This window comes from Amycolatopsis samaneae, assembly GCF_039541975.1.
Lineage (GTDB): Bacteria > Actinomycetota > Actinomycetes > Mycobacteriales > Pseudonocardiaceae > Amycolatopsis > Amycolatopsis samaneae.
Genome location: NZ_BAABHG010000005.1, coordinates 247,363 through 266,714 on the forward strand (window position 1 = coordinate 247,363; position 19,352 = coordinate 266,714).

Genomic DNA, 19,352 nt, shown 5'->3' on the forward strand with positions numbered 1-19,352 from the left:
CCGGGCGCGGACGCGGGTACTCCGGCGTTGCTCGCTTCGCGCGACACGCCCTACCGGGACGCGAAGTGGCCACCCGACACCGAAATGGCCGCTTGCGCTGCGGTTATGTCCGTGCTGAGCGGGGGAAGAAACCGCGACGCGCCGATCTTGTGATGCGGAAAGGCCTTTTATTGTCGGTGATCGCCGGTACCGTGGAATGAAAAGCACTCCGAGGAGGTGCCCGATGCATCATGACCTTCCCGGAGGTCGGCGCGAGGAGGCCGACCCTTCAGAAGCGACCGGAGCCCCGGCGACGGCGAGTGAGCAGGCACGACAGATCCGTTTTCTCGAAGAGGAAGTGGCGCTGCTGCGTCGCAAGCTGACCGATTCACCGCGGCAGAATCGTGTACTCGAGCAACGTCTCGCCGAGGCGTCGGAACGGGTGAGCCAGCTCACCGAGCGCAATACGAAACTGGTCGAAACCCTCCGCGAGGCCCGTGGCCAGCTGCTGGCACTGCGGGAAGAGGTCGACAGGCTGGCGCAGCCACCGAGCGGTTACGGCGTGTTCGTGACCGCTTACGAGGACAACACGGTGGACGTCTACACCGCGGGCCGCAAGATGCGGGTCTCGGTGTCCCCCGCGGTCGAGATCGCGTCGCTGCGCCGCGGCCAGGCGTTGCGGCTCAACGAAGCGCTCACCGTCGTCGAAGGCGGCGGCTACGAGCGCACCGGTGAGGTGTGCGCGCTGCGCGAGGTGCTGGCGGCGGAAGAGGAGGGCGGCAGCCCTCGTGCCCTCGTCGTCGGGCACGCGGACGAGGAGCGGGTCGTCCTGCTCTCGGATCTGCTGGCCGAGCAGACGCTCAAGCCGGGTGATTCGCTGCTGGTGGACTCCAAGGCCGGCTACGCCTACGAGCGGGTGCCCAAGGCCGAGGTCGAGGACCTCGTGCTGGAAGAGGTGCCGGACGTCCGCTACGAGGACATCGGTGGTCTGGCCCGGCAGATCGAGCAGATCAGGGACGCGGTCGAGCTGCCGTTCCTGCACGCGGATCTGTACCAGGAGTACCAGCTGCGCCCGCCGAAGGGCGTGCTGCTCTACGGCCCGCCCGGCTGCGGGAAGACGCTCATCGCCAAGGCGGTGGCGAACTCGCTGGCCAAGAAGGTGGCCGAGGCGCGGGGCGAAGCCGCGGACGGGAAGTCGTACTTCCTCAACATCAAGGGTCCCGAGCTGCTGAACAAGTTCGTGGGCGAGACCGAGCGGCACATCCGGCTGATCTTCCAGCGGGCCCGCGAGAAGGCCTCCGAGGGCACTCCGGTGATCGTGTTCTTCGACGAGATGGACTCGATCTTCCGCACCCGTGGGTCGGGCGTGTCGTCCGACGTGGAGACCACGATCGTGCCCCAGCTGCTGTCGGAGATCGACGGGGTGGAAGGGCTGGAGAACGTCATCGTGATCGGCGCCTCCAACCGCGAGGACATGATCGACCCGGCGATCCTGCGGCCCGGCCGGCTGGACGTCAAGATCAAGATCGAGCGGCCGGACGCCGAGGGCGCGAAGGACATCTTCTCGAAGTACCTCGCCGGCGGGCTGCCGATCCACTCCGACGACCTCGCCGAGTTCGGCGGGGATCACAAGGCGACGTTCGACGCGATGATCCAGCACACCGTCGAGCGGATGTACGAGGAGAGCGACGACAACCGGTTCCTGGAGGTCACCTACGCCAACGGGGACAAGGAGGTCCTGTACTTCCGTGACTTCAACTCGGGCGCGATGATCCAGAACATCGTGGACCGGGCGAAGAAGTCGGCGATCAAGTCGGTGCTGGAGACCAAGCAGCCCGGCCTGCGCGTGCAGCACCTGCTGGACGCGATCGTGGACGAGTTCGCGGAGAACGAGGACCTGCCCAACACCACCAACCCGGACGACTGGGCCCGGATCTCCGGCAAGAAGGGCGAGCGGATCGTCTACATCCGCACGCTCGTCACCGGCAAGAACCAGGACTCCGGCCGGGCGATCGACACCGCGACGAACACGGGCCAATACCTCTGACAACGGACCAAAATAAATGGCTGTGGGCACCGGATCCCGGTGCCCACAGCCATTTCAGCGGCCCGCGGCGGTGTGCTCCGGCTCGGCGACGGTCTTCGGTCGCGGCCGGAGCCGGTCGTGCGCGGCGAGGATGCCGAGTACCACCAGCACGGCACCCACCGGCTGGTTCCAGCTCAGCGGTTCGTCGAGCACCACGACACCGAGCAGCACGCCGACGACCGGTGTGAGGTAGGTCACCGCGGAGGCGTTCGCGGCGCCCCAGGCCGCGATGATCGAGGCGTTCCAGACGTAGGCGATCCCGGTGCCGAACACGCCGAGCGCGAGCATGCTGAGCACGACCGGCACGGTCAGGTGCACCGGCGTGGGAGCGACGACGGGCACGAGCAGCCCGAGAACCACCGTGGCGAAACCGGTCTGCCCGAAGGCGATTGTCACCGGGTCGGCCCCGCGCGGGGACACGAACCGGCGCATGTAGACGAACGAGCAGCCGTAGCACGTCGTCGCGCCGAGACAGGCCAGCTGCGCGGTGAGCTCGTGGGAGATGTCGATGCCCCGCCAGACGCCGACGATGGTGAGCACGCCGAGGAAACCCAGCAGCAGTCCGGTGATCCGAGGCGTGGTCAGCCGTTCGGCGCGCAGCGCGGCGGCCGCGACGAGCATCGTGATGAGCGGCGTCGTGGCGTTGAAGATGCTGGCCAGGCCCGAGGAGATGTACTGCTCGGCCCAGGAGAACAACAGGAACGGGAACACGCACAGCAGGACGGCGACGACCGCGAGGTGGCCCCAGAGCACCGGATCGCGGGGTAGGGGCCTGCGGCGGACGAGCAGCACGGTGAGCAGTGCCAGCGCACCGAACCCGGCTCTCGCCAGCGCCACCTGCGCGGGGGAGAGGCCGGTGAGGCCGACCTTGATGAACAGGAAACTCGCGCCCCACACCGTCGCCAGCAGCGCGAACCGCGCGGCGATGCCGAAACGTCCCACTTGACCTCCCACTTCGTGATCTTTCGTGGTCAGTCAACGATCCGAGGGGGACGTTTGGCGAGTGGTTTTCCGACGTCGTGTTCAGGCGCCGGCGAGCTGGATCGTCATGAGCGCGACGGACACGAAGCCGAGTGCCGCGCGCACGAAGTTGGCGGTGGTGAGCTTGCGGCGCTGTTCGCGCAGACCGGCCGTGTCCTCGTCGGGCAGTTCCGGGACCTTCCGGTAGATCGGCAGGTTGAGGATCTTGCTGACCACCGACGAGATCGTGAACACGATGAGCCCGGCGATGAACCACCAGTGATCGAAGCCGTAGAAGATGAAGTACGGGATCATCGCCACGAAGGTGACGAGTGAGACGGAAACGGCGAAAACCGACCGGATCGCGTGGTGGTAGAGCGCGGGCAGGAAGCGTTTGAACGCCGTCTCGTCCATCGCGTTCATCACCGGCTGGATCACCCCGGTGACGAACATCAGCACGCCAACGCCGAGCGCGGACACGGTGAGAATCAGTACCTCAGCGAAGGTTTGCGTCATGGGAGTACTCCGCGGGAAGGGAGCTGGTCAGTTCGGCCAGCCAGTGCCGGTAGAGGTCGATGAGCTCGTCGGCCGCGGCGCGCAGCGCGGCCGGCGACGGTTCGGTGGGGGGCTCGAAGGCGCGGCGCAACGTCGTCGCGAGCGCGTCCGCCTTCTGCGCCAAGGCGAAATCAGCGGAGCCCGGTGCGGCCTCCAAGAGGAAGGAACCGGTGACCGCGGCGGAAAGCCGGTAGGGGAGCAGGGGATCGGCCGCCGGGTCGTCGGCAAGGAGACCGTGCTCGTACAGGATCGCGAGATAGCGTCCGGTCGTCTCGATCTTGCCGACGAAGAACCGGCCGGCGTTCCCGTCCGAGGTCAGCAGGTCGCCGAACATGGCGTAGTCGCCGGTGTGCAACGCCCTGGCCAGTGGGCGCCCCATGATCTCGACGAAAGCCCAGCGCATCGCGCGATGCACCCGGACCTCCGCGGGGTCCGCGCGGACGACCGCCAGCTGCTTGGTGACCAGCTCGGCGGACTGGCGGGTCAGTACCGCGCCGAACAGCTCCAGCTTGCTCGGCCAGTAGAGATACACGGTGCCCTTGCCGATGCCCGCGCGGCGCGCGACCTCGTCCACCGTGACCTTGCGATAGCCGAAATCCCTCAGCAGCGCCTCGGCCGCGTCGAGGATGCGGGAGGCCTTGCCCGGTCCCATGCCCAGCTCCTGACTGACTGACTGACTGACCAGATTGGTTCTTCGGTCAGTTTAGGGCGGGGTCGAATCCCGGTCAACGAGCCGTGTCGCACCACCGCAAAAGGTGTATAACGCCCTATACTTCGGCGCCGTGAGCGAACACAGCACCGGCCGCCCACGGGCACCGATCACCGAAACCGACGTCATGGCCTGGCTCGAAACCGCCGCCGCCGCGGTCCAGGCGGGGGAGTTGAGCGCCCCCGAGCTCATCGACCTGCTGGGGGAGCTGCGCCGCGCCTCCGCCGCCTGCGCGGACGCCTCCGACTGGGCACTGCTCGCCGCCCGCGAAGAAGGAGCCAGCCTCCGTCAGATCGCCCCCGTCTTCGGCAAGGGCTACGTGCGCGCTCCGGCGGCCCGGCTCGAGAAACTCCACCGGCAGGCCCAGAACTCCAGTCAGTGGCTCGCCATCCTCCGCCACAAAAATGTATAACGACCTATACGGCGTGGTGAACGAAATGAAAGTTCGTCTCACCTTCCGTACATCACTCACCTTCCAAAACCCGCAACGACAGGGAGAGGCATGAACCGCATCGCGGTGGGGCTCGCCGCGCTGGGCAGGCCCGCCTATATCAATCTTGGCCGCGAGGGGGCGTTGCCTGCGGAGCGGACCATCGACGCGATGAAGGCCGCGACCCACGCGGTGCTCGACGACGCCTACGCGGCGGGCGTCCGGTGGATCGACGTCGCTCGTTCCTACGGTCACTCGGAGGAGTTCCTCTCGGGATGGCTGACCGAGCGGGCTCCGGACGACGTCACGGTGTCGAGCAAGTGGGGTTACCGCTACGTCGGTGGCTGGCGGCTCGACGCCGAGGTACACGAGGTCAAGGAGCACACCGAGCTCCGGTTCCGCGAGCAGTGGGCGGAAACCCGGGCGCTGCTGGGGAACCGTGTGTCGCTGTACCAGGTGCATTCGCTCACTGTGGACAGTCCACTTTTCACCGACGCGCGGCTGATCGGCGCGTTGGCCGGGCTTTCCGCCGACGGGGTCGAGGTCGGCTTCTCCACCTCGGGTCCGGCGCAGGCCGACGCGATACGCGAGGCGTTCGCGCTGGAGGTCGACGGACAGCCGGTGTTCTCGGCGGTGCAGTCGACCTGGAACGTGCTCGAACCGTCGGCGGGTACCGCGCTGGCGGAGGCACACGCGGCCGGGAAACGGGTGCTGGTCAAGGAAACCCTCGCCAACGGCAGGCTCGCGGTCGAGCCGCCCTCGGCGCTGGCGCGGATCGCCGCGGCGCACGGGGTCGGTGCGGACGCGGTGGCTGTCGCCGCCGTGCTCGCGCGGGACTGGGCCGACGTCGCCGTGCTGGGGCCGGCGAGCCCGGCGCAACTCGCGGCGAACCTGCGTGCGGCCGCGCTGAGGTTGACCGAGGAGGAGCAGGCCGAGCTGGCCGATCTCGCCGAGGATCCGGTGGGCTACTGGCGGCACCGATCCCACCTCGGGTGGGACTGAGCAGCTGGACTATTCTTCGCCGCAGTGCGGGATCGCCGAGCGCGGGGGAGGCCGGAGCAGGTGCGTCAAGGTCGGGTGCTCGCTGTCGCGGCGGTCGCGTTGTTCGGGCTGGCCGGATGCGCCGATCGGCCCAACGATCTCGAGACCTATTACGACGATCCGACCCCGACGAGCACTCCTTCGGCCGCGCCCGCGCCGTCGACGTCGGTCGCTCCGCCGCCGAGCCGGGCGGTGACCCAGCGGGCGGTCGATCCGGCGCTCGCGTTGTTGTCCGATGAGGACGTTGCCGAGGAGGGCGTGCACCCGGATACGGGGAAGGCTTCCGGGTGTCTGGTCGATGCGGCCGGGGCGGCGCAGCGGTCGGCGAGCTGGCGGTACGCGAGTGGTGCGGTGCTGAGCCATCAGGTGAGTGTGTACGCGCAGCGGCGGGGCGAGGAGGTCGTCGCGGCGGCGCGGTGCGAGGGCAGGCCGGTAACGCTTCCGGCGCAGCCCGGGGTGTCCGCGCAGCGGGCGTGGTGTGTGGGCGGGACGTGCACGGTGTGGCTCGCCAAGGGGAACCTGGTTTCGGTGCTCAGTGTGGCGGCGAGTACGGAGGCGAGGGCGGTGGACGCGGCGAAGCGGTTGCTGCCGCTCGTAGTGGCGAAGCTGCCCGCTCAGCCGTAGCGGCGGAACCATTCCTGGGCGCCGAGGCGGCCGTCGGGGATGAAGGGGCTGGCCGGGTCGTCGATCCAGGCGCGGAGTTCGTCGAGTGGCATCCAGTGACCTTTGACGATTTCTTCGGCCTGGTGGTGGATGGGGCCGTCCCAGCGGACTTCGAAGGCGAAGTTGTGACAGCGGATCGAGCCGTCGTCGTAGATCTTGGTGAACAGGGGTTCGGGTTCCACACCGTGGACGCCGAGTTCTTCGGCGAGTTCGCGGCGGGCGCATTCGGCGGGGGTTTCGCCGGCGGCGACCACGCCGCCGGCCCAGCAGTCCCAGGTGGACGGGAAGGTGTCCTTGGTCGCGGTGCGCAGGTGCACGTACACGGCCTGTCCGTCACCTGATCGGACCAGGACGACGCCGGCGGCGTGCCAGAGGCCTTCCGCGCGTACCCGGGGGCGGGTGGCCTCGCCGACCGGGTGGCCGGTGCTGTCATAGAGGGCAACGAGTTCGTCACTGCCTGGCATGGCTGCATCGTTCCACGAGGGGGACCCCGTAGGGTGGTGGACATGCGGCGGATCATGGGAACCGAAGTCGAGTACGGCATCGCGGTGCCGGGCGACGCGACGGCGAACCCGGTACTCACCTCGACCCAGGTCGTGCTGGCCTACGCGGCGGCGGCGGATGTGCCGCGGGCACGGCGGGCGCGCTGGGACTACGAGGTCGAGTCGCCGTTGCGGGACGCGCGCGGGTTCGACCTGACCGGTCCGGGTGGTCCCGGGCACGATCCGGATGTCGAGGATCTGGGCGCGGCGAACGTCATCCTGACCAACGGGGCGCGGTTGTACGTGGACCACGCGCATCCGGAGTACTCGGCGCCCGAGGTGACGAACGCGCGGGACGCGGTCATCTGGGACAAGGCCGGGGAGCGGGTGATGGAGGAGGCCGCGCTGAAGGCGGCCACCGTGCCGGGGCAGCCGCCGTTGCAGTTGTACAAGAACAACGTCGACGGCAAGGGCGCGAGTTACGGCACGCACGAGAACTACCTGATGCAGCGGTCGACGCCGTTCACGGCGGTGATCGCGGGGTTGACGCCGTTCTTCGTCTCGCGGCAGGTGGTGACGGGTTCGGGCCGGGTCGGGATCGGTCAGCAGAGCGAGGACGCGGGGTTCCAGCTTTCCCAGCGCGCGGACTACATCGAGGTCGAGGTCGGCCTGGAGACGACGTTGAAGCGCGGGATCATCAACACCCGGGACGAGCCGCACGCGGACGCGGACAAGTACCGGCGGCTGCATGTGATCATCGGGGACGCCAACATGGCGGAGTATTCGACGTATCTGAAGGTCGGGACGACGGCGCTGGTGCTGGACCTGATCGAGTCGGGGATCCGGTTCGACGAGCTGAAGCTGGACGAGCCGGTGCGGGCGGTGCACCAGATCAGTCACGATCCGACGTTGAAGGCGAAGGTGGCGCTGGCGAACGGGCGCAAGTACACCGGGCTGGACCTGCAGTTCGCGTATCACGAGATCGCGGCGGCGAATCTGGAGCGCACGGGTGCGGACCAGGCGTCGAAGGAGGTGCTGCGCGTGTGGGGTGAGGTGCTGGACGCGTTGGCGCGGGATCCGCAGGAGTGTGCGGACCGGTTGGACTGGCCGGCGAAGCTGCGGTTGCTGGAGGGGTACCGGGCGCGGGATCAGCTGGCGTGGGGTGCGCCGCGGTTGCGGCTGGTGGATCTGCAGTATTCGGATGTGCGGCTGGGCAAGGGCCTGTACAACCGGCTGGTGACGCGGGGTTCGATGAAGCGGTTGGTGTCCGAGGAGGAGGTGCAGGCGGCGATCACGGCGCCGCCGTCGGACACCAGGGCGTATTTCCGTGGTCGTGCGCTGGAGAAGTACGCGAACTCGATCGCGGCGGCCTCGTGGGATTCGGTGATCTTCGACGTGGGGAAGGAGTCGTTGGTGCGGATTCCGACGTTGGAGCCGTTGCGGGGGACGAAGGCCCATGTCGGCAAGCTTCTGGACGACGCGGCGACGGCGGAGGAGCTGGTCGAGGCGCTCACCGGTTCGGACTAGCCGGTGTTCACTTCGTTGGCGGCGCGCACCCGAAAAGTCGGGGCCGCTGGGTAGGCTAGGAATCATCAGCCACACCGGGAGGCGAGATGGCGCAGGAAAAGATCGAGAAGCACGGCGGTGGTGACTCCGACGAGGAGTTCGAGGACACCGGTGCTGCCGGTCAGGAGCGACGCGAGAAGCTCGGCGAGGACGTGGACACGATCCTGGACGAGATCGACGACGTCCTGGAGGAGAACGCCGAGGACTTCGTGCGCGCGTACGTGCAGAAGGGCGGCGAATAGCCGTCGCGGGTGCGCCGCCCCGCCGTAGGACCAGCCGGGTGGTCGTCGATCCGCGTCGGGGTGCTCTCCGGCCTTGGCGAGGCCGGGGAGCGGGTGTCCGGCGCGGATCGTGACCAGCACTGATCAGCACAGATGGGAATCTTGAGCACGTATGGACAAGATCTCGGGTACTCCAGGTTTTTCGGGGCCCGCTCTGCCCGCCGCGTACTTCTCGGCGGCGTCGTCGTCGTTCACCGACTTCTTGCGGGCGCAGGCGCCTGAGCTGCTTCCGGACCGTCGTGCGGTGCCGTCGGCGGCGGAGCTGGGCGCGCCGCACGGGACGACGATCGTGGCGGTGACGTTCGCGGGTGGTGTGCTGATCGCGGGTGACCGGCGGGCGACGACGGGGAACCTGATCGCCAATCGGGACATCGAGAAGGTGCACATCACCGACGAGTATTCGGCGGTGGGGATCGCGGGTACGGCGGGGCTGGCCGTGGACATGGTGCGGCTCTACGCGGTGGAGCTGGCGCACTACGAGAAGATCGAGGGCGTTTCGCTGTCGCTGGACGGCAAGACGAACAAGCTCGCCGCGATGGTGAAGGGCAATCTCGAGATGGCGATGGCGGGCCTCGCGGCGATTCCGTTGTTCGTCGGGTACGACCTGGAGGCGGAGGACGCGAAGCACGCGGGCCGGATCGTCTCGTACGACGCGGCGGGTGGCCGGTACGAGGAGAACGCGGGGTATCACGCGATCGGTTCGGGTTCGCTGTTCGCGAAGTCGGCGTTGAAGAAGCTGCACGATCCGGACGCGGACGCCGAGGGTGCGGTGCGGGTCGCGGTGGAGGCGTTGTACGACGCGGCGGACGACGACACGGCGACCGGTGGTCCGGATCTGGTGCGCCGGATCTTCCCGACGGTCGTGACGGTCACCGCGGAGCAGGGTGCGGTGGCGCTGCCCGAGTCGCAGACCTCGACGGTGGCCGAGGCCGTGGTCGCGGATCGTGTCGAGCGTGGTCGGCAGCGCCGGTCGTAGGCCGGTCCCGGTCCTTCTGTCTTTGAACCTCTTCAACTATCTGGAGCCGACGTCGTGACGATGCCGTTGTATGCCTCTCCCGAGCAGCTGATGCGGGAGAAGTCCGAGATGGCGCGCAAGGGGATTGCGCGTGGCCGGAGCGTGGTCGTGTTGAAGTACCGCGGCGGGGTGTTGTTCGTCGCGGAGAATCCGTCGGCGACGTTGCACAAGGTCTCGGAGATCTACGACCACATCGGGTTCGCGGCGGTGGGCCGCTACAGCGAGTTCGAGAACCTGCGGGTGGCGGGTATCCGGCACGCGGATCTGAAGGGGTATCAGTACGACCGGCGGGACGTGAGCGCGCGGGCGCTGGCGAACGCGTTCGCGGCGACGCTGGGCAGTATCTTCACCGAGCAGTTGAAGCCGTTCGAGGTGGAGATCTGTGTCGCGGAGGTCGGGGCGAGTTCGGCGGATGACCAGCTGTATCGGCTGACCTACGACGGGTCGATCGTCGATGAGCCGGAGTTCGTGGTGATGGGTGGTCAGACGGACTCGATCACGTCGAAGCTGAAGGAGTCGTACGAGGCGGACCGGGAGCTGGAGGCGGCGCTCGGGGTGGCGGTGGCGGCGTTGCGGGCGCCGCGTTCGGGGTCGCCCGCGGGGGCCGGGAACGGTAGCGCCGAGGCCGATCCGGTGAAGCTGGAGGTCGCGGTGCTGGACCGGGCGCGGCAGCGTCGTGCGTTCCGGCGGATCTCCGGTGCGGCGCTGGACGCGTTGCTGCCGAGCGCGCCCGCCGGGGACGCGGCGGAGGGCGAGGACGGCAAGGGTGACGAGGGGAAGAAGGACGAGGGCGGTTCCGCCAAGTCGTAGTGGTCATGGGTGGGAAAAGCCTGTCCGGGCGTGGTCCGGGCAGGCTTTTTCGTGTCCGGGCCGGTGGTGGGATGGGCGGAGTTGACACGACTGGCGGAATCGCCGGTGATTCGTTGGGAAACTGTGAAGGAAGATCGACCGGGGCCGGATGAGCTGGGAAAACGCTGAGTACAGGCGTGCGGGGTGGTCGTTGCGGGCGCTTTTTCACCGTCCGCGACGGAGTCGTCCGCGTGTCGACGCCCGAACGGCGCACCTTGGAAGGGGGTCCAGCGCCTACTCTGGGGGGATGCAGCGGCGGATCTATGGCATCGAGACCGAGTTCGGGGTCACGTGCACTTTTCACGGCCAGCGCAGGCTCTCGCCCGACGAGGTGGCGCGGTACCTGTTCCGGCGGGTTGTGTCCTGGGGGCGTTCGTCGAACGTGTTCCTGTCCAATGGCTCGCGGCTCTATCTCGACGTGGGTTCGCACCCCGAGTACGCGACGGCCGAGTGTGACGACCTGGTGCAGTTGGTGACGCACGACAAGGCGGGGGAGCGGATCCTGGAGGATCTGCTGGTCGACGCCGAGCGGCGGCTGGCCGACGAGGGGATCGGCGGGGATATCTTCCTGTTCAAGAACAACACGGATTCGGCGGGTAACTCCTATGGCTGTCACGAGAACTATCTCGTGACGCGGGCGGGGGAGTTTTCGCGGATCGCGGACGTGTTGTTGCCATTCCTGGTGACCCGGCAGCTGATCTGCGGGGCGGGCAAGGTGCTGCAGACCCCGCGGGGCGCGGTGTACTGCCTGTCGCAGCGGGCGGAGCACATCTGGGAGGGGGTTTCGAGCGCGACGACGCGGTCGCGGCCGATCATCAACACCCGGGACGAGCCGCACGCTGACGCGGAGCGGTATCGCAGGCTGCACGTGATCGTCGGGGACTCGAACATGGCGGAGCCGACGACGATGCTCAAGGTCGGTTCGGCGCACCTGGTGCTGGAGATGATCGAGGCGGGGGTCCAGTTCCGGGATTTCACGCTGGACAACCCGATTCGGGCGATCCGGGAGATCAGCCACGATCTGACCGGGCGGCGTCAGGTGCGGCTGGCCGGTGGCCGGGAGGCTTCGGCGCTGGACATCCAGCGGGAGTATCACGCGCGGGCGGTGCAGCACGTGAAGGAGAACGGCTCGGGCGCGGCCGCGGAGCGGGTGATCGACCTGTGGGGGCGTGCGCTGGAGGCGGTCGAACAGCAGGACTTCAGCAAGATCGACACCGAGATCGACTGGGCGATCAAGCACCGGTTGGTGGAGCGGTACCGGTCGAAGCACGATCTGGACCTGTCGAGCCCGCGGGTCGCGCAGCTGGATCTGGCCTATCACGACATTCGCCGTGGCCGGGGCATCTTCGATCTGTTGCAGCGCAAGGGGCTGGTGCGCCGGGTGACCGACGACGGGGAGATCGAGGCGGCGAAGGACACGCCGCCGCAGACGACGCGGGCGAAGCTGCGGGGTGACTTCATCGCCGCGGCGCAGGCCGCTGGGCGGGACTTCACCGTGGACTGGGTGCACCTGAAGCTGAACGATCAGGCGCAGCGGACGGTGTTGTGCAAGGACCCGTTCCGGTCGGTCGACGAGCGGGTGGAGCGCCTCATCGGGTCGCTGTAGCCGTGGAGTGCCGTTAAGGCCACCCTATGGGCGTCTGACGCTCGTAAGGTGGCCTTAACGGCTTTCTGGGAGGGCGTATGCGGGTCGTTCGGGTGCTGGGGGTCTTGCTGGGCGCGGTGCTGCCGTTGGCGGCTCCGGTGGCCGCTGAGGCGTCGTCGCGGTTGCCGTCCTGGACGGTGACGCCCACGGGGGTGACGGCGCAGTTGCGCGGGCTGGCCGCGGTGAGCGGTCAGGTGGCCTGGGCGAGCGGGAGTGGCGGTACGGTCCTGCGGACCACCGACGCGGGGCGGTCGTGGCAGCGGGTGGCGCCGCCGGACGCCGCAGCGCTGGACTTCCGGGACATCGAGGCGTTCGATGCCGAGCACGCGGTGACCTTGTCGATCGGTCCCGGCGAGTCGTCGCGGATCTACCGCACGACCGACGGTGGCGCGCACTGGGAGCTCGCGTTCCGCAATCCGGATCCGAAGGCTTTCTACGACTGTCTGGCGTTCTTCGACCATCGGCGCGGGCTGGCGATGAGTGACCCGGTGGACGGTGTTTTCCGGTTGCAGGCCACCGAGGACAGCGGCCGGAGCTGGCGTCAGGTGCCTGCCGAGGGCCTGCCGCCCGCGTTGCCCGGTGAGTCCGGTTTCGCCGCGAGCGGGCAGTGTGTCAGCACGGCCGGGCCACGGGACGCCTGGCTCGCGACCGGTGGGGGAGCGCGGGCGCGGGTGCTGCGTTCCCGGGACGGCGGTGTGCACTGGCAGGTCACCGACACGCCGTTGCCCAGCAGCCCGTCCGCGGGCGTGTTCGCGGTGGCCTTCCGGGACCGGCGCCATGGGGTGGCGATCGGCGGGGACTACGCCCGTCCGGACGCACCGGGGCCCGCGGTGGCGGTGAGCCGGGACGGCGGCCGCGGCTGGCGGACGCCGTCCGAGGCGCCGAAGGGCTACCGGTCGGGGCTGGCCTGGCGTGGCCGGGCGGTGCTCGCGGTGGGGCCCGGCGGGAGCGATCTGAGCGTCGACGGCGGGCGGCACTGGCGTTCGTTCGACTCCGGCAGCTTCGACACGGTGGACTGCACCCCGCGCGGGGACTGCTGGGCCGGCGGTGTGCGGGGCCGTGTGGCGCGGCTGACCGGCTAGGGCGCGTCGAGGGGATGCCGGTCCAGGATTCCTTCGACGAATTTCAGCAGTCGTTCCCCGGCGTGCTCGATGCTTCCGTTCTGGGTGCTGACCTGTGCGCCTTCGAGGACGAAGGTGATCTCGGCCGCGGTCTGCTCGGGGTCGGGGAGCCCGGCTTCGGCGCACATGCCGGTCAGCCTGCCGGCCTGGCGGGCCTTGTGCTGGTCGATCACCTGCCGCGCGGGGTGGGAGCGGTCGGGCAGTTCGGCGAGGGAGTTGATGAACGGGCAGCCGCGGTGGGAGATCGCTGGTAGGCCGTCGGCGATGAAGCGGGCCAGGGCGAGGATCTGTTCCCTCGGTTGTCCGGGGTGATCGGTCTCGGCCCGGTCGAAGGCGTCCTGGTAGCCGGCGGCGACGATGCGCAGCCACTCCGCGACCAGGGCGTCCTTGGTGGTGAAGTGGCGGTAGATCGCCATCTTGGTGGTCTCGGCCCTGTCGGCGATCGCCTGGACGCTGACCTGCCGGATTCCCTCGTTCTGGAAGAGCTCTTCCGCCGCGTCGAGGATGCGCTCGCGGGGCGGCAGTTTCGCCACCCTGCCCGGCCTGGCGGTGGTTGAGGTCATGACTGCTCCGTGCTGTCCGGTGGGCGGGTTCTCGCGACCCACGAAGACGATACCAGGACGTCCCATATGATACCGTCCAGTATCGTTCGATACTCGACGGTATCCCAGGGAGTGGACAGTGAGAGTTGCCGAGTACGTGCGCCACGACGCGGTCGGGCTGGCGGAACTGATGGCCACCGGTCAGGTGACGCCCGCCGAGGTCGAGGCGGCCGCCCGGGCAGCCGCGCAGGCCGTCGAGCCGCGGCTCAACGCCATCGTGGAGACGTGGCCCGCCGAGGACGAGCCCGAGCCCGGCGGCGCGCCGCTGGCCGGGGTTCCCTTTCTGCTCAAGGACATCGGGGTCACCATGGCCGGGAAGCGGATGGAACTGGGCAGCCGGCTCGCCGCGGGCAACGTCGCGGGCGCCGACTCCGCCCTGATGCGGCGTTTCCGTCGCGCGGGGCTCGTGACGTTCGGGCGCACCGCGACGCCGGAGATGGCCTACAGCAACACGACGGAACCGGTGCTGCACGGCGCGACCCGCAACCCGTGGGATCCAGGACGGAGCGCGGGCGGGTCCAGCGGCGGCGCGGGCGCGGCGGTCGCCGCCGGGGTGGTCCCGATCGCGCACGCCACCGACGCCGCGGGCTCGATCCGCATCCCGGCGGCCCACTGCGGCCTCTTCGGGCTGAAACCCACTCGCGGCCGGGTTTCCCTCGGCCCCGACTTCGACGAACTCTTCAACGGCCTCGTCGTGCACGGCAGCGTCAGCCGCACGGTCCGCGACAGCGCCGTGCTGCTCGACCTGATCCGCGGTCCGGAACCGGGCGACCCCTATTTCGCCGAGGAACCTTCCCGGCCGTACGCGGAGGAGGTCACCAGGCATCCGGGTCCGCTGCGGATCGGGGTCCTCGCCGAGGCGTGGGGCGGGAACCGCACCACCGCGCCGGTGGCCGACGCGCTTTCCCGCGTCGTGCGGCTGCTCGACTCCCTCGGCCATCGGGTGGTCGAGGCCGAAGCCGGTCTCGGCGTCGACTGGGAGGAGTTCGTCCTGGCCAGTGCCCGGCAATGGACGGCGAACCTCACCGCGTCGATCGACGAACTGGCCGCCGCCTTCGGCAGGCCGATCGACTCCTCCACCCTCGAACCGCCGGTCCTCGCCAGCTACCGCTACGGACAGCGTGTCAGTGGCGCCGAGTTCGTCACCGCGCTCGCGATCCGGAACCGGATCGCGCGAAGCCTGGCACGGTGGTTCGACGAGTACGACGTGCTGCTCACCCCGACCATGCCGGATCTGCCGGTGCCGCTGGGGACCCATGCCGAGGACGTGACGGCACTGGACGGTCTCGGCTGGCTCCGCCGTCTGTTCGACCTCGCGCCGTTCACCGCGGCGTTCAACGTGGCGGGCACCCCCGCCATGTCCGTGCCCCTGACGGCCGACGCCGGGACGGGCCTGCCGATCGGCATGCAGTTCGCCGCCGGATACGGCCGTGAAGACCTCCTGTTCCGCCTCGCCGGGCAGCTCGAACTGGCGAGTCCGTGGTCGGGTCGCACCCCCGCGGTGTGGGCGGGGAACGAGCCGGACCGCCGGGAGCCCCGTGGCGCTCGGTGACCGGCCACCGCACCGCGGCGACCTTTCGCGAGGCGTGCGCCGGACCGGGTGCCCGCGGGGTCCGGCGTGACCAGGCGGAACCCGCGCGGAGCCGTCACGACGCGCGGTTTGCCGGACCTCACGATCGGGCCGGACGAGGCGAGCTAGAGTTTGTCGGGTGTCCACCGCGCGCGCCGAACGGCTGGTCAATCTGGTGCTGGCCCTCCTGTCCACCCGGCAGTACCTCACTGCCGAGCGGATTCGCGGCATCGTGCCCGGATACGCCGACGCCTCGAGCGACGACGCCTTCTTCCGGATGTTCGAACGGGACAAGACCGAACTGCGTGAGCTCGGCATCCCGCTGGAGACCGGGCGGAACTCGGCCTTCGACGCGATCGAGGGGTACCGGATCGCCCGCCGCGACTACGAGCTCGGCGAGATCGACCTCGCCCCGGACGAGGCGGCGGCGGTCGGCCTCGCGGTGCGGTTGTGGGATTCGCCGGAGCTGACCGGACAGGCACAGGGCGCGCTGGTCAAGCTGCGCGCGGCGGGCGTCGAGGTGGACGATTCCGCGCCGACGGTGGTCGAGCCGAGGGTGCGCGCCGAGTCGGCGTTCGGCCCGCTGCTGGCGGCGGTGCAGAACGGGCAGGTGGTCCGGTTCGAGTACCGCCGCTCGGGCTCGGCCGACCGCGTGATGCGCACGCTGGAGCCGTGGGGCGTGGTGTCCTGGCGGGCCCGCTGGTACGTCGTCGGGCACGACCGCGACCGCGGCGCCACCCGGTGCTTCCGGCTTTCGCGGGTCACCGGTCAGGTCAAGGCCGTCGGCAGGCCCGGGGCCGTGCAGCGGCCGGAGGGGGTCAACCTGCTGAAACTGGTTTCGGTGACCGGTGACGCCGAGCCGGCGCCGGTGACGAACGCCCTCGTGTGGGTCGCGGACGGGCGGGCCGCCGGTGTCCGCAGGCGTGGCCGCGTCGTCCGGCGCGAGATCGTGGGCGGCGAGGCGGGGGACGTCGTGGAGATCGGCCTGTACTTCCCCGAATCGGCCGCGGACTGGCTCACCGCGCACGGGCCCGACGTCCTCGTGCTCGAACCCGACGTGCTCGCCAAGACCGTCCAGGACCGGCACGAGGCCGTCGTGCACCGCGCGGTGCAGGGGAGTGTGCGATGAGCGGATCCACCGAGCGGATGCCGCGGCTGCTCGCGCTGGTCCCGTACCTGCTGGCCAGGCCGGGCATCCGGATCGACGAGGCGGCGCAGGACTTCGACGTCTCACCCAAGCAGCTGCGGAAGGATCTCGAGCTGCTCTGGATGTGCGGGCTGCCCGGCTACGGTCCCGGCGATCTGATCGACCTGTCCTTCGAGGGTGACACGATCGTGGTGACCCACGACGCCGGGATGAACCGCCCGCTGCGGCTGACCGGTGGTGAGGCCACCGCGATGCTGGTCGCGCTGCGCGCGCTGGCCGAAACGCCCGGGGTGGTGGACGCCGACGCGGTCCGCCGCGCCATCGCGAAGATCGAGGCGGCCGCCGGGCAGGCCCAGCCCGCGGGCGTGGTCGTCGGTGGTGGCGTGCGCGAAGGCAAGAAGACCGCACGCACCCGCGAGCAGGTCGCCGGCGCGCTGCAGGAGGGACGGGCACTGCGGATCCGCTACTACACCGCCTCCTCCGACCAGATCACCGAGCGCACGGTCGATCCGATGCGGCTGCTGATCGTGCAGGCCGTCGGCTACCTGGAGGCGTGGTGCCGCCGCGCCGAGGACGTCCGGCTGTTCCGGCTCGACCGGATCGACGAGCTGACGGTGCTCGCCGAACCCGCCACCCCGCCCGCCCACGCGCGGCCGACCGATATCTCCGACGGGGTGTTCACTCCGCGTCCCGACCAGCGGGAGGCCGAACTCGTTCTCGACCCGGACGCACGCTGGGTAGCCGAGTATTACCCGTGTGAGGAGCTGGACGAGCTCGAGGGAGGCCGGCTGCGGGTCCGGATGCGCTACGCCGACGAGTCGTGGATGGTGCGCCTGGTGCTCGGCCTGGGCGGAGATGCCCAGGTGGAGAGCCCCGTCACGCTCGCGGAGGCGATTCGACAGCGCGCCGCCGACGCGGTAGCGCGCACCCGTCACCTTCCGTCAACCTACGCCCATTAAGCTGATCTCCGTGGCCTTCGTCCCCATCGCCGCGCTCGTCGTGGCCGGTTTTCTGCTGCTCATCGTGCTGTTCGTCCGTACGCGCCGAACCTTGCGCGCTTACCGGCGGACCGTGAGCATGGTGAGTACGAACACCCGGGATCGGGCCGGTCTGCTCCGGGCCAGGACCGCAGCTCTGCGCGTGGCGATCAACGAGCGTCGCCCCGCGCCGAAAACCCAGTAACATTCGACCCAGACGCAGATAGGAGGCCACCATGCTGAACGGGTTGCAGCCGTGGCACTTGCTCATTTTGGTTCTCGTCGTCGTACTGCTGTTCGGAGCCAAGCGGCTTCCCGACGCGGCGCGGTCCATCGGCAAGTCCATGAAGATCTTCAAGGCCGAGACGAAGGACATGGCGGGCGGCGACAAGGCCCCCGAAGCCGAACCGGCCGAGACCAAGCAGATCCCGTCGGCCCCCGCCACGCCGCCGGCCTCGTCCGCGCAGGACCAGCAGGTGGCCGACCTGCAGCGCCAGCTCGACGAGCTGAAGAAGCAGCAGACGGCGAAGCCGGCCGAGCAGCCGCAGAAGAACGCCAGCTGAGCGGTCGGTAAGACCCGGTCCACGGTCCACGGGAGCGCGCCGACCACCGGCGCGCTCGACGTGGACTCCGACGAGAACGGAACGTCCAGTGGCGGATGCCGCGTCCGGCAACGGCAACAGCCGGAGCGCCAAACGGCGCAAGCGGTCCCGGCGGGCCAACCCCGACGGGACGATGACGCTCATCGAGCACATCTACGAGTTCCGGCGTCGCCTCGGCTTCGCCCTGCTCGCGCTCGTGTTCGGCGGCGTCCTCGGCTTCCTCTGGTTCCAGACGAAGGTCGGCCCGATCGAGTCGCTCGGCGAGATCATGAACGCGCCCTACTGCGCGATCCCGCCGGAACGCCGCTTCGGCAGCGAACACGGCTGCAAGCTGTTGCAGACGGTGCCGTTCGAAGCGTTCATGATCCAGCTGAAGGTCGGCCTCGCCGCCGGTGCCGTGCTGACCTCGCCGGCGTGGCTCTACCAGATCTGGGCGTTCATCGCGCCCGGCCTGTACTCGAAGGAACGCAAGTACGCGCTGACCTTCGTCGCGTTCGCCTCGGTACTGTTCGCCACCGGCGCGGTGCTGGCCTACCTGCTCATCCCGCACGCCCTCGAACTGCTGATGAACTTCGGTGGCGACCAGTTCATCACCGCGCTGACCGGTGACAAGTACATCTCGTTCATGCTGTCCCTGCTGGTGATCTTCGGGGTCAGCTTCGAACTGCCACTGCTGGTGGTGATGCTCAACCGCGTCGGCGCGGTCAAGTACCAGCAGCTGAAGAAGTGGCGGCGAGGGATCGTCTTCGTCCTGTTCGTGTTCGCCGCCTTCGCCACGCCCGGCTCGGACCCGTTCTCGATGATCGGCCTCGCCGGGGCGCTGACCATCCTGTTCGAGATCTCCATCCAGATCACCAGGATCCACGACCGCAAGCTGGACAGGGCACGCGCGGACGAGGGCTGGGACAAGCTCGCCGACGACGAGGCCGCGCCGTTCGACTACACACCGAGCACCGTCGACGACGAACCGGCCGCCCCGCCGAGCGCCTCGTCCAAGGGCGGCCGTCCCAACACCGACGACATCACCTGATCCCGAACCCGACCTTCCGTGAAGGCCTCCTTCCCAGCGTTG

21 protein-coding genes are annotated in these 19,352 nt (G+C 69.3%); 16 read left to right on the forward strand and 5 right to left on the reverse strand.

Annotated features, from left to right (window positions below):
- Nucleotides 1-223: 223 nt before the first annotated feature.
- A complete protein-coding gene (arc, locus tag ABD987_RS14805) occupies nucleotides 224-2,026 on the forward strand; it encodes a proteasome ATPase (protein ID WP_345392346.1) in 1,803 nt (600 codons plus the stop codon).
- Between the two features lie 54 nt (nucleotides 2,027-2,080).
- Here arc and ABD987_RS14810 read toward each other — a convergent pair whose 3' ends face one another.
- From ABD987_RS14810 to ABD987_RS14820, 3 genes are all read right to left on the reverse strand, one after another.
- Entirely contained in the window at nucleotides 2,081-3,007 is a 927-nt protein-coding gene (locus tag ABD987_RS14810) for a DMT family transporter (protein ID WP_345392349.1), read from the reverse strand.
- A gap of 81 nt (nucleotides 3,008-3,088) precedes the next feature.
- Nucleotides 3,089-3,541 carry a hypothetical protein gene (locus tag ABD987_RS14815; protein ID WP_345392352.1) on the reverse strand — a complete coding sequence of 151 codons (453 nt, stop codon included), beginning with the start codon at nucleotides 3,539-3,541 and terminating at the stop codon, nucleotides 3,089-3,091.
- Nucleotides 3,522-4,232 (reverse strand): TetR/AcrR family transcriptional regulator, encoded by a 711-nt coding sequence (locus ABD987_RS14820; protein WP_345392355.1) that lies wholly within the window; start codon nucleotides 4,230-4,232, stop codon nucleotides 3,522-3,524. Before ABD987_RS14820 ends, ABD987_RS14815 begins: the two co-directional genes overlap by 20 nt.
- Before the next feature lie 184 nt (nucleotides 4,233-4,416).
- On the opposite strand from ABD987_RS14820, the gene ABD987_RS14825 reads away from it, so the two are divergent.
- From ABD987_RS14825 to ABD987_RS14835, 3 genes are all read left to right on the forward strand, one after another.
- A complete protein-coding gene (locus tag ABD987_RS14825; protein ID WP_345393391.1) occupies nucleotides 4,417-4,701 on the forward strand; it encodes a hypothetical protein in 285 nt (94 codons plus the stop codon).
- A 90-nt stretch (nucleotides 4,702-4,791) separates the two neighbouring features.
- Complete coding sequence (locus ABD987_RS14830) at nucleotides 4,792-5,721, forward strand: aldo/keto reductase (protein WP_345392358.1); 930 nt, start codon at nucleotides 4,792-4,794, stop codon at nucleotides 5,719-5,721.
- 75 nt (nucleotides 5,722-5,796) lie between these two features.
- Nucleotides 5,797-6,384 (forward strand): hypothetical protein, encoded by a 588-nt coding sequence (locus ABD987_RS14835; RefSeq protein ID WP_345392361.1) that lies wholly within the window; start codon nucleotides 5,797-5,799, stop codon nucleotides 6,382-6,384.
- On the opposite strand, the gene ABD987_RS14840 is transcribed toward ABD987_RS14835, so the two are convergent.
- Nucleotides 6,375-6,887 carry an NUDIX domain-containing protein gene (locus ABD987_RS14840; protein WP_345392364.1) on the reverse strand — a complete coding sequence of 171 codons (513 nt, stop codon included), beginning with the start codon at nucleotides 6,885-6,887 and terminating at the stop codon, nucleotides 6,375-6,377. The genes ABD987_RS14835 and ABD987_RS14840 overlap by 10 nt on opposite strands.
- A 42-nt stretch (nucleotides 6,888-6,929) precedes the next feature.
- On the opposite strand from ABD987_RS14840, the gene dop reads away from it, so the two are divergent.
- The 6 genes from dop to ABD987_RS14870 all read left to right on the forward strand — a co-directional run bounded on the left by dop (nucleotide 6,930) and on the right by ABD987_RS14870 (nucleotide 13,343).
- Entirely contained in the window at nucleotides 6,930-8,432 is a 1,503-nt protein-coding gene (gene dop, locus ABD987_RS14845; protein ID WP_345392367.1) for a depupylase/deamidase Dop, read from the forward strand.
- A gap of 86 nt (nucleotides 8,433-8,518) precedes the next feature.
- Nucleotides 8,519-8,713 (forward strand): ubiquitin-like protein Pup, encoded by a 195-nt coding sequence (locus ABD987_RS14850; protein ID WP_003075646.1) that lies wholly within the window; start codon nucleotides 8,519-8,521, stop codon nucleotides 8,711-8,713.
- Between the two features lie 151 nt (nucleotides 8,714-8,864).
- Entirely contained in the window at nucleotides 8,865-9,728 is an 864-nt protein-coding gene (gene prcB / locus ABD987_RS14855) for a proteasome subunit beta (RefSeq protein WP_345392381.1), read from the forward strand.
- A gap of 54 nt (nucleotides 9,729-9,782) precedes the next feature.
- Entirely contained in the window at nucleotides 9,783-10,577 is a 795-nt protein-coding gene (prcA, locus tag ABD987_RS14860) for a proteasome subunit alpha (RefSeq protein ID WP_345392384.1), read from the forward strand.
- Nucleotides 10,578-10,863: 286 nt separating this feature from the next.
- Entirely contained in the window at nucleotides 10,864-12,222 is a 1,359-nt protein-coding gene (gene pafA / locus ABD987_RS14865; RefSeq protein ID WP_345392387.1) for a Pup--protein ligase, read from the forward strand.
- A gap of 77 nt (nucleotides 12,223-12,299) precedes the next feature.
- Nucleotides 12,300-13,343 (forward strand): WD40/YVTN/BNR-like repeat-containing protein, encoded by a 1,044-nt coding sequence (locus tag ABD987_RS14870; RefSeq protein ID WP_345392390.1) that lies wholly within the window; start codon nucleotides 12,300-12,302, stop codon nucleotides 13,341-13,343.
- Here ABD987_RS14870 and ABD987_RS14875 read toward each other — a convergent pair.
- Nucleotides 13,340-13,945 carry a TetR/AcrR family transcriptional regulator gene (locus ABD987_RS14875; protein WP_345392393.1) on the reverse strand — a complete coding sequence of 202 codons (606 nt, stop codon included), beginning with the start codon at nucleotides 13,943-13,945 and terminating at the stop codon, nucleotides 13,340-13,342. The genes ABD987_RS14870 and ABD987_RS14875 overlap by 4 nt on opposite strands.
- Nucleotides 13,946-14,063: 118 nt before the next feature.
- On the opposite strand from ABD987_RS14875, the gene ABD987_RS14880 reads away from it, so the two are divergent.
- The 6 genes from ABD987_RS14880 (at nucleotide 14,064) to tatC (ending at nucleotide 19,310) form a co-directional block, all read left to right on the forward strand.
- Nucleotides 14,064-15,536 (forward strand): amidase, encoded by a 1,473-nt coding sequence (locus ABD987_RS14880; protein ID WP_345392396.1) that lies wholly within the window; start codon nucleotides 14,064-14,066, stop codon nucleotides 15,534-15,536.
- A 157-nt stretch (nucleotides 15,537-15,693) separates the two neighbouring features.
- Complete coding sequence (locus ABD987_RS14885) at nucleotides 15,694-16,683, forward strand: helix-turn-helix transcriptional regulator (RefSeq protein WP_345392399.1); 990 nt, start codon at nucleotides 15,694-15,696, stop codon at nucleotides 16,681-16,683.
- A complete protein-coding gene (locus ABD987_RS14890) occupies nucleotides 16,680-17,660 on the forward strand; it encodes a helix-turn-helix transcriptional regulator (RefSeq protein ID WP_345392402.1) in 981 nt (326 codons plus the stop codon). The genes ABD987_RS14885 and ABD987_RS14890 overlap by 4 nt, the downstream gene beginning before the upstream one ends.
- A 10-nt stretch (nucleotides 17,661-17,670) precedes the next feature.
- A complete protein-coding gene (locus tag ABD987_RS14895; RefSeq protein WP_345392405.1) occupies nucleotides 17,671-17,883 on the forward strand; it encodes a bacteriophage holin in 213 nt (70 codons plus the stop codon).
- Between the two features lie 31 nt (nucleotides 17,884-17,914).
- Nucleotides 17,915-18,241 carry a Sec-independent protein translocase subunit TatA gene (gene tatA / locus ABD987_RS14900; protein ID WP_345392408.1) on the forward strand — a complete coding sequence of 109 codons (327 nt, stop codon included), beginning with the start codon at nucleotides 17,915-17,917 and terminating at the stop codon, nucleotides 18,239-18,241.
- Nucleotides 18,242-18,329: 88 nt separating this feature from the next.
- Nucleotides 18,330-19,310 (forward strand): twin-arginine translocase subunit TatC, encoded by a 981-nt coding sequence (gene tatC / locus ABD987_RS14905; protein ID WP_345392411.1) that lies wholly within the window; start codon nucleotides 18,330-18,332, stop codon nucleotides 19,308-19,310.
- The last annotated feature ends 42 nt before the right edge of the window (nucleotides 19,311-19,352 follow it).